We start from the raw sequence: 11684 nt of genomic DNA on the forward strand, positions 1-11684 counted from the left end.
GGTCGGATTCACCACTCCTGCAGAGGATTCTTCGATGAAACGACAGACAACCGCATGCTCGATCCTGCTCGCCGCCGCCCTTCTCGGGGCGTGTTCGACCGGCACAGACGACCCGGCGACGAACTCGCCTGCGACCTCGGCCTCCGCTTCGGCTGCCGCCGGGTCGGAGTCGGTGTCGCACAACGACGCCGACATCGCCTTCAACCAGATGATGATCCCGCATCATCGTCAGGCGGTCGCGATGGCCGAACTCGTGGACGAACGCACCACGACGCCGGCCGTCCGTGCGCTCGGAGAGCAGATCGAGAACGCGCAGCAACCCGAGATCGACCAGATGACGACCCGCCTCACCGACTGGGGCGTCCCGGCAGAACCGGCCGATTCGAATGAGCACGGCGGTCACGGCGGCGATGGCGGCCACTCGATGTCGGGCATGATGACCGACGACGAGATGGCCGCGCTCACCGACGCGCGCGGAACGGAGTTCGACCGATTGTGGCTCGACGGGATGATCCGCCATCACCTGGGTGCGGTCGCGATGGCCGATGACGAACTCGCGCGGGGCATCGACGGTCCCTCACGGGCTCTCGCGCAACAGATCAAGGCCTCTCAGCAGGCGGAGATCGGCGAGATGAAGCAGTTGCTCGGGCAGTGATCCGTAGGCCGGGTGCCCCGCCACGGCGGGGTGCCCGGCCGTGGAGGCCCGATGTGGATCCCGCGTCAGGGCTTGTTCAGCGGAAGCCGCATCAAATAGACCTGATACCCGGTGTAGATCGAGTACGTGAAGTACAGCGAGCTGCCCTTCGACCACGGGTGGATGAAGGGTGCATACCCCGAGTACGGGTCGTTTGCCGGCACCACGATCTCACCGGAGCTCCACGGGCCCCATGGATTGTCGGCGGTCCGCAACACCACACCGTTGTCCTTGGTGCCGAGCGAGATGTACTTGCCGAGATAGTCGTTCCAGGCGACCGACAACTCGCCGGTCGGCGCGCCCATCACCGGGGTGGCCGACTCCGGGTTGTTCTTGACCCAGCGACCCCACGAGAAGTACTCGTATTTGCCGAGATGTTCGATGTCCTTCTCGTTCACCCGCGCCAGGTAGACCGAGCCCCAGCGTCCGTCGGGGGTTCCGTAGGTGTAGACGGTGTCGCCCACCTTCAGGTAGGCGGCCATCTGGAACTTGTGGTTGCCACCGCCGTTCGGCCGGAATGCGTTCACCGCTTTCCAGTTCTGGCCGTTGTCGGTGGACGCCGCGAGACCGGACCAGTTGGTGAACCAGATCCCGGGAGGTCCCCAGTGCTTCACCGACATGACGTTCATGTACTGCTTGCCGTTCGCCGCGACACCCGCGGTCGGGATGATCGTGACCTCGCGGCGCAGGTTCGGCTTCAGCAGTCGCTTGGCGTTGCCCGGGCTGCCGGCGTGGCCGGTGAACGTCATGCCGTCGGAGAGATTACGGTCGGTGCTGCGCAGCAGGACGTTGGAGCGCCAGTACCAGAGCTGGCCGTAGAGCAGTGACCACCCGTTGAACGACTGGGTGTCCCCGAAGGCGGTCATGATCTCGCCGCGACCGTTGTCCCACATGACACCGAGGTCGGTGCCGACGATGTTGTATCTACCGACCGTGTCGTTGATCGAACCCGGCCCGGTGAGGCGTGCGACGACCTTGCCGTTACCGGCCGCGACAGGGAAGGCCTCGGCGGATGGCGTGGTCGCCAGGCCCACCGTCAAGGTGGTCGCGAGGGTGGAAACCGCGAATACCGTTCTCCATCGTCCTAGACGCCGCATCATGAGCGAGACCCTATCAAGACCTGATAGTCATCGGAGCGCGACATAAGGCCTGTCAGCCTTCGGCATACTTTTCGCCGGGTTTCACCGACGTGAAATCGATGGTCGCCGCCGCGTTCTCCACGCCCGTGACCATGCCCACCCCGAATTGTCCGTCGACGTCGTAGAGGTTGGCGGTACTCGTCGAGATCCCGTCGGTCTCCAGGTGGGTGGCCGCCTCGACGCCGATCCGGCTGCCGACCGGCAGTCGGGACAATGCGACGGTCAGATCGCAGTTGATATAGGCGATGCCCGCGGTGCCCCAATTGCAGACCAGGCTGGTCGACTCCCCGCTGATCACCGCGCGCTGGAAAGGCGTCGGGTCCTCCCCGACGACGGTGCCGACGGCACGGGTCCACAGCCATTTCCGCTGCCCGTGCTGGTGAGCGGCCATGTCCTGGCTCCAGACGATCTCGCCGCCGTGTTCCGATGTGGTCCCGTACCAGGGGAAGTGGTCGTCGGCATCGGTCTCGGGCGGCCGGAACCGGGTCGCGTCGGCAGGCCGGCGCCAGCGTTCCCCCGGCGGATCGGTGCTCTCCCTGACGAACACGGTGGTGCTCCGCGCGACGATCACCTCGACACCGTCCGCGGCCTGGATCACGTCGACCTCGGCGACCTTGATCCGCCTGCCGTCGCGGACGAGTCGGCCCCGCGTGACCGTGACGGTGTCCCTGGCAACCTTGAACAGTTCGATGGTGAACCGTGCGGTGCGGAATCCCTGAGTCGCGAACTCGTCTTCGGCGGCGCGGGCGGCGAGCGCGCACACCGCGGGACCGTTCAACGTCGACGGCGCCCAGAGACTGGCCGCGAAGCGGGTGGGGGTGTATCCGCGGGATTCTTCCGCAGCGGAATCGGCCGTCCCGGAATCGTGGGAGAAGAATGCGATCAGCGACACTGATTTTCCCTTCTGTTCGGCGGGTGAATGTGGTGTCGCACCCTCCGAGACGTACTAACCTGCCTCCATGACAATTGCAGATTACGCAAAGCAGATTCCGAACGAATTGGTGAATGCCGTTCGCTCGATGATGATCGCGACATCCATCGTGGGAATCGTCCTGGGAATCATCGCGCTGATATGGCCGGGCGCGACGCTGCTCGTGATCGGTGTCCTCTTCGGGATCTCGTTGATCGTGGCCGGGCTGTTCCGGATCTATACGGCGTTCGCGGCCAAGCTGTTGTCCGGTGGCTGGCGGTTCGTCCTCGGCCTCGTCGGGGTGCTGATCCTCGCGGCGGGCATCATCGCATTGTTCAATCCCGAGGAGTCGCTGGTGTTCCTGGCGATCTTCATCGGTATCGGCTGGATCTTCCAGGGTGTCGCCGATCTGGCGCACGCGGTGGCCGGTTCGGTGCACACGCCGCGGTGGCTGTTGGTGCTCTCCGGTGTCGTCGCGATCATCGCCGGCATCGTGATGATGGTGATCCCCGGTCTCGCGCTGGCCACCTTCCTGTGGGTGGCCGCGATAATGCTGATCGTGGTCAGCGTGGTCACGCTGGTGACACTGCCCAAGAAGATCGAGGACCCGACCATCTGAGTCGGACGATCTGAGCCGGCCGGCTCGTCGTCGCCGATACTCCTTCAGGCGATGGCGAGCCCGTCGAAGGTCACCGACGCCCGCGCCGACTCCGCGTTGGCCGGGAGTTCGTTCACGAGCCGGTTGATCATCACCAGCACGTCGTGGCTGTGGGTCAGCCGGGCACTGTCGATGAGTGCGGTGTCGGCGGAGATCATCGCCAGCGGATCGGCCTCGGTACGGTGGGCGACCGCGGCCGCCAGCAGCCGGCGGGCCTGGTCGGGGTCGGCATCCCACAGCGCGTCGGCGGTGGTCAGGTAGAGACGGACGGCGGGCGGATAGTCGTGCAGGTTGAGCAGTGCCCAGGCCCAGTGCTTGGCCACGTCCACGGTGTCGGTCTGGGCCGGTCCGTGGGTCCGGACGTACTTCCCGTGGAGTTCACGGCACAACGGCGTCGAGTCCGCCCAGAGATGCAGCTGTGACATACACCGGACGCAGTCGTGGAGATTCGACAGGTACTTGATGGAGTACGGACCCTCGCGACGGGACCGGATCTCGCGGAGCACCGAGAATTCGGCGAGGGCATGGGTGTATTCGCCCGCCGAGAGGAGGGCCTCGGCCTCGTCCTGCATCTCCTCGATCATTCCTCGATTGTCGCGGATATCGGCCGGTCGCGGGGGAACTTCGTCGAAAGATCCACGCTCCGACGACGACCCGGCCGCCGCCCCACAGGGCGACGGCCGGGTCGGTCCGGATGTGTGAACGCCGAGATCAGTACTGCTGATTCGGCGGGTAGGGCGGCGGCGCCGCAGCGGCCATACCCGCGGCCGCGATCTGCCCGCCGGTGAAGAACCGGTATGCGTAGGTGCTCGCGATCATGGTGACCGGGATCGACACCAGGAGGCCGACGAGGCAGAGGATGGCGCCGACGATGTTGAGTCCGATGCTCGCCAGGGCCAGCAGGAACAGCGGACCGGCGTTCTTGCTGATTACCGAGAAGCTCGCCTTGATGCCCGCGATCGCGTCCAGGTCGCGATCCACCACGAAGGTGAGTGACCAGTAGGCGAGGAAGGCGAAGATGATGCCCGGGATGATGAGCAGGATCAGGCCGATGTAGGTGCCGATCGCCACCAGCAGCGCGGTGATGATCACCGGTCCGAAGTTGAGCCGGAAGAAGTTCCCGATCGCGGGCTTGCCGCCGTCGAGTTCGTCCAGTGCGCCGCGGACGAACGCACCCTGGAACACGTAGCCGACGATCGCGCTGACGATGCCGAAGAGCAGATTGATCCAGAGGACCCGGCCGTAGTCGGACGATACGTTGCCGATCCAGCCGATCACGCCCGAGACGACAAGCGCGATCAGGATCATCAGGATCCAGGGAAGTGCGTTCTCCTTGTACCGATTCCAGCCGTAGCTGATCGCATCGCCCACGGAGAACTGTGATGTCGCGGGTGCGCCGTAGCCCGAGGCCCCGGGTGCCGCGCCGTACGCACCGCCCGGGGGCGGACCGTAACCACCTGGGGGTGGCCCGTATCCGCCCGGCTGACCACCGGGGGGCGGGGGAGGCGGGTAACTTCCGCCGGGCGGTGGGTAATTGCCACCCGGAGGGGGATATCCCGATCCCGGGGGTGGTGATCCGGGCGGGGGTGAACCGGGGGGCGGGTACGAGCCGGGCGGGGGATAGCCGCCGCCGGGAGGCGGAGGCGGCGACCCGGGTGGTGGACCCGACCCGGGCGGGGGAGATCCCGGTGGGGGCGATCCGGGGGGTGGGTACGACCCGGGAGGCGGGTAGGAGGGAGGCGGATTCCCGGCGGCAGGTTCCGGGGCCTGTCCGGGGTACCCGGCGCCGTCGTCGGGCTCGGGGTTGCCGGGATTGCGTGGATCGGGCGGTGTGGTCATGGGTCGCAGGATACGGAACCCCGGCCGCGGACCACGGTGTTTCCGGTTTGCCGCGGCGTGTCAGCGGCAAGAATGCTTCGGACGCTCGACGACAGCCCATGCCTGTCGTGTCGACCGTGCGACGATTCTCCGTCGCGGTGGATCCCGCCCGTCGGGACTGGCATCGTGAAGGTCGTGAGTGACATCGGCAGCACCCCGGAAGGGTCCGACGGCGAATACAGCCTCGACGACGACGACCAGCTCCAGCCCGAGGACACCCTCGACGATCGTGGTGTCGACGATGTCCTGGACGAGGGCTACTCGCCGCCGGATCACCGTCCGAGCGGCGCTCGGCGAGGGCTGACCGCGCAGGAGCAGCGGGACGGCGAGACCCTCGACGAGCGGCTCTCCGAGGAGGAACCCGACATCGATGCGAGCGACCCGCTCGACGACATCGAAAAAGACTGGCGCTCACATGCTTCGGACCGTGACGACGCGTACGACGACAACGATCAGGCAGGTGGCGGCCGGGCCGGCCGGCTGATCGCGCCCGACGAGGGCACCGGGGTGGACGACGAGCAGGAGTCCGTCGCCACCGACGCCGGTATCGACGGGGCGGGCGCCTCGGCCGAGGAGGCCGCGGTGCACTACATCGACGTCGACACCGTCGAGGAATCCGAAGAGGCCGACCGGGACGGCGACTGACCTCGGTTCACTTCGTGAACTGGGCGAGGGTCTCCTGGATGAAGGTCCGTGCCGGCTCGACCTCGACGCCGAGAGATTGCAAGGTGGCCGCGACCGGCGGGTCCGTGAACAGCGCGAGCAGGAGATGCTCGGTGCCGACATAGTTGTGGCCCATCTCCAGCGCGATGCTCACCGTCGTCTCGAGTACCGCCTTCGACCGCTCGTCGAACGGTACGAGTGACTTCTTGTCGCCGTCGGTCTCCTCCGCAGCCCGGGTCGCCGGCGTGCACGCGGCGGCCAGCGCCGTCAGTTCGACGCCCTGCGCACGCAGAGTCAGGTCGGCCACCGACTCGGGCGCGACAGCCAGGCCGCGGGCGAGGTGTTCCGGGGTCACCGAATCGCTGTACTCGCCGATGGCGAGGTTGTTGGCCTCGGCCACCACGTTCCGGGCCCGAGGGGTGAAGCGCCCGAACGGGTTCGACTCCTCGGAGAGTGGTGTGTCCGGGGTGCGCGGGACGAACCGCTTCTGTGCGGCTTGCTTGCTGACGCCCATGCTCGACCCGATCTCGGTCCACGACGCCCCGGCGCGGCGGGCCTGGTCGACGAAGTGTCCGATCAGGTGATCGGCGACCTCGCCGAGGTGTTCGGCGGTGACGACGGCGGAAGCGAGCTGGTCGAGCGGATCGTCGTGCACGGTCCGGATGCCTGCGATCAGGTCGTCGAGGCGGGTGTTCTGCAGGACGATGGGCTTCTCTGGTTTCGCCATGCGTCAACACTAGGTTGACGAAGGGCGGCAGTCAACCCTGAGTTGACGATGAACGCAGTCGCCGCGCATCCCGGTGACCCGATCTTGTCGGTGCCATGTGATGCGATGGGTTTCGGTCCCGGCATCTTCGTTGACAGCGGCGCACACCGTCGCAACGATGGATGCCAGGGTTGCCCGTCCTCCCGGTCGAACAGGTGCCGGGGCACACAGACAAACGGGAGGTACCAGTGAGCATCACCAATCGTGTGACACCGACGTCGACGCCGACCCAGGCAGGCAGATTCCTCGACGTCCGGGCCTTGACGGATGCCTTGACCGCGAACTTGTCCGCCGAGGACCAGACGCCGCAGTCGATGACCGACGCCAGCCCGGCCAAATGGCATCGCGCGCACGTGACGTGGTTCTTCGAAGAGTTCATCCTCCGCGCCGACCCGTCGTACGCGGTTTACGACGAGACCTACCGGTACCTGTTCAACAGCTATTACGAGGCGGTCGGTGCCCGGCATCCGCGGCCGGAGCGTGGGTTGGTGACGCGTCCCGGGGTCGCCGACATCGCCCACTACCGCGAATACGTCGACAGTGCGATGGTTGACGCGCTCGAGCGGGGCGCCCTCGACGACGACCTGCTGGCGTTGGTCGAGCTCGGGTGCAACCACGAGCAGCAGCACCAGGAACTGTTGCTGATGGACATCAAGCACCTCTTCTCCACTCATGCCTTCGCCCCTGTCTATGTCGATCGCGAGGCCGACGACGCCGACGTCCGGGAGCCCCTCACGTGGCGGTCACTCACCGGCGGGATCACCGAGATCGGCGCTCACCAAGGACCCGACGCAGCGTTCGCCTATGACAACGAGGGACCGCGCCACCGCGTGTTCCTGGAGGACTTCGAGATCGCCGAACGAGCGGTGACCAATGCCGAGTGGCTCGAGTTCATGGCCGACGACGGTTATCGCCGACCGGAGTTGTGGCTGTCCGACGGCTGGGCACACATCCGCGAAACCGGTTGGCAAGCACCGGAGTATTGGCAGTTCAGCGACGGCGAGTGGACCACGTTCACACTGTCCGGCCGTCGTCGTCTGGCGCTCGACGAGCCGGTCGTACACGTCTCGTTCTACGAGGCCGACGCCTACGCCCGATGGGCGGGCGCCCGTCTGCCGACCGAATTCGAGTGGGAGGCAGCTGCGGCCACCGCGGGGGAGGCGCGCGGGCAACTGCTCGATCCGGCGCGATGTCATCCGGGCCGGGCCGGGACCTCGATGGTCGGTGACGTCTGGGAATGGACCGCCAGCGCCTACCTGCCGTATCCGGGCTTCGTCCCGGCCAACGGCGCGGTCGGCGAGTACAACGGAAAGTTCATGTGCGATCAGCATGTCCTGCGTGGCGCGAGCGCGGTGACGCCGCCGGGCCACGAGCGGGTGACCTACCGGAACTTCTTTCCGGCCCATGCCCGGTGGGCGTTCTCCGGCCTGCGGCTGGCCCGATGACCGTCAGCATCGACGACGCACTTGCCGTCGACGCCGTGGCAGGCCTGTGGGCCGATCCGCCGACCCTCCCGACGAAGTGGCTCTACGACGAGCGCGGAAGCCTGCTGTTCGACGAGATCACGCGAGTACCCGAGTACTACCCGACCCGTCGGGAGACCGCGATCCTGCGGGCGAGCAGTGCCGACATCGCGGCGGTGACGGATGCGGCCATGATGGTCGAGTTCGGCTCCGGCACCTCGACCAAGACCCGACTGCTGTTGCGCGCCTTCGCCGAGCGGGCCGCCTCCGCAGGACGGTCGTTCACGTACGTGCCGCTCGACGTCAGCACCGAGATCCTCGAGTCGTCGTCGGCGGAACTGGCTCTCGACTATCCGGACATCGGCGTCGAACCCATGGTCGCCGATTTCACGAGTCCGGACCTCACGCTGCCGGCCGCCGCCGGACCGCGAATCGCCGTATTCCTCGGCGGAACCATCGGCAACTTCGACGTACCCGAGCGCGCGGCATTCCTCCGCACACTCGCGGATGCGTTGGCGCCCGGTGACTACTTCCTACTCGGGGCGGATCTCATCAAGGACACCGGCCGACTCGTCGCGGCGTATAACGACAAGGCCGGGGTGACCGCAGATTTCAATCGCAACATGATCGAGGTGCTGCGTACCGGACTCGACGCGCAGGGGCTCTACGTCGACGACTTCGATCACATCGCGCGATGGAATCCCGCCCGCCACCGGATCGAGATGTGGCTTCGGGCGCGCCGCAACATCGATGTGTATTTCGCTGCGCTGGACCGACGGTGGCGGTTGCCGCGGAGTGCCGAGGTCCTGACCGAGATCAGCACGAAGTTCGACCCGGCCGATCTCGCCGACGAACTCGCGGGCGCGGGCCTCGACGTGGTGAAGACGTGGACCGACGACGCGGGAGACTTCCTGGTGACGCTCAGCCGTCGGTGAGGTCGCCGGGCGGTGCGTCGCTGCGCCGTCGGCGCCCGCAAGTCCCGACTCGGGGTGAGCGAATCCTCGTCAAGCCGTGCCCCTGAGTACGGGCTGTGAGAAGCTTTTGGCGGGCCGGCGATCCCCGTCGGGCCGACATTGACATGCAAGGAGCATTTCCCATGTGGGACTCGTTCTGGGACTTCATCTGGTACACGATCGTCATTTTCGCGTTCGTGGCCTACCTGATGGTCCTCTGGTTCATCATCACCGACCTGTTCCGCGACAAGAAGGCGTCCGGCTGGCTGAAAGCCGTGTGGGTGGTCTTCCTGATCATCCTTCCGTACATCACCGCGATCGTGTATCTGCTCGTGAAGGGCCGCGGCATGTCGGAGCGGCAGGCCGAGGCGGCCCAGCAGGCCAAGCAGGCCACCGACAGTTACATCCAGTCGGTCGCCGGCAAGAGCCCGGCCGAGCACATCGCCGATGCCAAGGGACTGCTGGACGCCGGGACCATCACGCAGGAGGAGTTCGACGCCCTGAAGGCCAAGGCGCTCTCCTGATCTAGGGACAGCCCGATCTAGGGACGGGTTCCTCGAGTTCGCGCCGAGAGAACCCTGTTTCTCGTCGACAGCACCCGCTCCTCTCCGGAGTCGGGTGCTGTCGGCGTATTCGGGGTTGCTGTCGGCGTATATCGGGTCGCGGTCAGCTGCGGAACGGATCCTGGGTGTGGCCGACCAGATCGGCCACCGAGCCGATCACCTCGGTCGGGCGGTAGGGGTACAGCTCCACCGACGCAGGCGTGGAGATGCCGGACAGCACCAGCAGCGTCTGGAGACCGGCTTCCATCCCGGCGATGACGTCGGTGTCCATCCGGTCGCCGATCATCAACGTGTGCTCGGAATGAGCGCCCATCTGCCGCAGCGCCGACCGCATCATCAGCGGATTGGGTTTGCCGACGTAGTAGGGGTCGCGTCCGGTGGCCCGGCTGATCAGGGCGGCAACCGCGCCGGTCGCCGGCAGCGACCCGCTGGTGGACGGACCGGTCGCATCCGGGTTGGTCGCGATGAACCGCGCGCCTCGCTCGACGAGCCGGATCGCGGTCGTGATGGCCTCGAACGAATAGGTCCGCGTCTCGCCGAGGACCACATAGTCGGGGTCCGAATCGGTGATCACGTAGCCGATCTCGTGCAGCGCGGTGGTGAGGCCGGACTCGCCGACGACGTAGGCCGATCCGCCCGGGCGCTGCGAATCGAGGAATCGCGCGGTGGCCAGCGCCGACGTCCAGATGGCCGATTCCGGGATGTCGAGACCGATGCGGAGCAGGCGGGCCCGCAGATCCCGTGGCGTGCGGATGGAGTTGTTGGTGAGCACGGTGAATGGTGTGCCGTTGGAGGTCAGTTCGGCGAGAAATGCGTCGGCACCGGGGATCAGGTGCTCCTCGCTGGTGAGCACGCCGTCCATGTCCATGAGGTAGTTCCAGGCCATGGCCCGATTATGGTCGCGCTGAACACCGCGCCGCGCGGAACCCGGCGAATCGGCCGTCGCGCTGACACAATGGGTCGACTGCGGCCGGTTCAGCCCCGGCCGGGACAGCCCGAGTCAGAGGTCGTAGGTGATCGGATATCTGTGCAAGCGCATCGCCGCCTGGGCGGTCCTTGTCTTCGTGGCGACCAACCTCACGTTCTTCCTGGCGACCTGGTTTCTCGATCCTCGGTCGAACTATGCCGAACGCAAACCTCCACTGCCTCCCGAGGTCGTCGACAACACGCTGACGAGTTACAACCTCAACGACAAGACGCCCGTGCTCGAGCGATGGTGGACCTGGCTGACCGACATCCTGCTGCACTGGGACTGGGGTTCGACGCCGGTGGGCACCAGCGTCAACGCGCAGGTGGGTTTCCGGATCTGGTCGTCGGTGCAGCTGCTCGCCGCGGCCACCGTGCTGGCGACGCTGCTGGGCATCGCGCTCGGCGTCTACACGGCCCTGCGCCACTACCGATTGGCCGACCGCGCTTGGCAACTGGTCTCGATCGTGATGATCAACATCCCCGTCGCGGTGGCCGGCCTTGCGGTGGTGCTCCTCGGCATCGCGGTCAATCAGCGGGTGGGGCACACGGTGGTGTACGTGGCAGGGTCGTCGAGCATCGACGTGCACGGATTCTTCCCGGTGCTCGCCGATCGGCTCAAACACCTGATCCTGCCGACGATCACACTGGTCGCCGTGCAATATGCGGGACTGCATCTCATGCAGCGCTCGCTGTTGCTCGACACGATCGATGCAGACTATGTCCGAACCGCCCGCGCCAAGGGGCTGACTCGCGGGGTCGCGGTGCGACGACATGCGTTGCGTACCGCGATCATCCCGGTGGCCGTCGGAGTGGCCTTCGCGATCCCGGCGGTCTTCACCGGCGCCGTCATCACCGAGACGATCTTCGGGTGGGAGGGGATGGGCCGATACTTCGTCACGTCCATCAACACCAACGACGTATACGGGGCAGTGGCCGTGGCCGCCTTCGGCGCCCTGGCCACCGCCGTCGGCGCGATCCTCGCCGATCTGGCGGTGGTCTACCTCGATCCACGAGTGCGGGTGACCTGA

General features: G+C 66.5%; 13 protein-coding genes. 7 read left to right on the forward strand and 6 right to left on the reverse strand.

Annotated features, from left to right (window positions below; all coding sequences use genetic code 11):
• Positions 1 to 34 precede the first annotated feature (34 nt).
• Complete coding sequence (locus OVA31_RS13565; RefSeq protein ID WP_267627163.1) at positions 35 to 655, forward strand: DUF305 domain-containing protein; 621 nt, start codon at positions 35 to 37, stop codon at positions 653 to 655.
• Between the two features lie 65 nt (positions 656 to 720).
• On the opposite strand, the gene OVA31_RS13570 is transcribed toward OVA31_RS13565, so the two are convergent.
• A complete protein-coding gene (locus OVA31_RS13570) occupies positions 721 to 1794 on the reverse strand; it encodes a DUF4185 domain-containing protein (protein WP_267627164.1) in 1074 nt (357 codons plus the stop codon).
• A gap of 52 nt (positions 1795 to 1846) precedes the next feature.
• Positions 1847 to 2725 (reverse strand): acyl-CoA thioesterase domain-containing protein, encoded by an 879-nt coding sequence (locus tag OVA31_RS13575; protein WP_267627165.1) that lies wholly within the window; start codon positions 2723 to 2725, stop codon positions 1847 to 1849.
• Positions 2726 to 2792: 67 nt separating this feature from the next.
• On the opposite strand from OVA31_RS13575, the gene OVA31_RS13580 reads away from it, so the two are divergent.
• On the forward strand, positions 2793 to 3362 hold the full coding sequence (locus tag OVA31_RS13580; RefSeq protein ID WP_267627166.1) for an HdeD family acid-resistance protein: 570 nt from the start codon (positions 2793 to 2795) through the stop codon (positions 3360 to 3362).
• Positions 3363 to 3406: 44 nt separating this feature from the next.
• Here the strand turns inward: OVA31_RS13580 and OVA31_RS13585 are convergent, their stop codons facing one another.
• Positions 3407 to 3985, reverse strand: a complete 579-nt coding sequence (locus tag OVA31_RS13585) for a hypothetical protein (RefSeq protein WP_267627167.1) — start codon at positions 3983 to 3985, stop codon at positions 3407 to 3409.
• A 127-nt stretch (positions 3986 to 4112) separates the two neighbouring features.
• A complete protein-coding gene (locus OVA31_RS24710; RefSeq protein ID WP_324290101.1) occupies positions 4113 to 4772 on the reverse strand; it encodes a hypothetical protein in 660 nt (219 codons plus the stop codon).
• Between the two features lie 633 nt (positions 4773 to 5405).
• Between OVA31_RS24710 and OVA31_RS13595 the strand changes: the two genes are divergently transcribed.
• Positions 5406 to 5924 (forward strand): DUF5709 domain-containing protein, encoded by a 519-nt coding sequence (locus OVA31_RS13595; RefSeq protein ID WP_267627169.1) that lies wholly within the window; start codon positions 5406 to 5408, stop codon positions 5922 to 5924.
• Between the two features lie 7 nt (positions 5925 to 5931).
• Here OVA31_RS13595 and OVA31_RS13600 read toward each other — a convergent pair whose 3' ends face one another.
• Positions 5932 to 6669 (reverse strand): Clp protease N-terminal domain-containing protein, encoded by a 738-nt coding sequence (locus tag OVA31_RS13600; protein ID WP_267627170.1) that lies wholly within the window; start codon positions 6667 to 6669, stop codon positions 5932 to 5934.
• 227 nt (positions 6670 to 6896) lie between these two features.
• Here OVA31_RS13600 and egtB point away from each other — a divergent pair, with 227 nt between their 5' ends.
• From egtB to OVA31_RS13615, 3 genes are all read left to right on the forward strand, one after another.
• Complete coding sequence (gene egtB, locus OVA31_RS13605) at positions 6897 to 8153, forward strand: ergothioneine biosynthesis protein EgtB (RefSeq protein WP_267627171.1); 1257 nt, start codon at positions 6897 to 6899, stop codon at positions 8151 to 8153.
• A complete protein-coding gene (gene egtD, locus OVA31_RS13610) occupies positions 8150 to 9106 on the forward strand; it encodes an L-histidine N(alpha)-methyltransferase (RefSeq protein WP_267627172.1) in 957 nt (318 codons plus the stop codon). Before egtB ends, egtD begins: the two co-directional genes overlap by 4 nt.
• Positions 9107 to 9267: 161 nt before the next feature.
• Positions 9268 to 9648 (forward strand): SHOCT domain-containing protein, encoded by a 381-nt coding sequence (locus OVA31_RS13615; RefSeq protein ID WP_267627173.1) that lies wholly within the window; start codon positions 9268 to 9270, stop codon positions 9646 to 9648.
• A gap of 142 nt (positions 9649 to 9790) precedes the next feature.
• Here OVA31_RS13615 and OVA31_RS13620 read toward each other — a convergent pair whose 3' ends face one another.
• Positions 9791 to 10573, reverse strand: coding sequence for an HAD-IIA family hydrolase (locus OVA31_RS13620; RefSeq protein WP_267627174.1), 783 nt, complete (start codon positions 10571 to 10573; stop codon positions 9791 to 9793).
• Between the two features lie 127 nt (positions 10574 to 10700).
• On the opposite strand from OVA31_RS13620, the gene OVA31_RS13625 reads away from it, so the two are divergent.
• Entirely contained in the window at positions 10701 to 11684 is a 984-nt protein-coding gene (locus tag OVA31_RS13625) for an ABC transporter permease (RefSeq protein ID WP_267627175.1), read from the forward strand.

It is taken from the genome of Gordonia sp. SL306 (assembly GCF_026625785.1).
In the GTDB taxonomy this organism is placed as follows: domain Bacteria; phylum Actinomycetota; class Actinomycetes; order Mycobacteriales; family Mycobacteriaceae; genus Gordonia.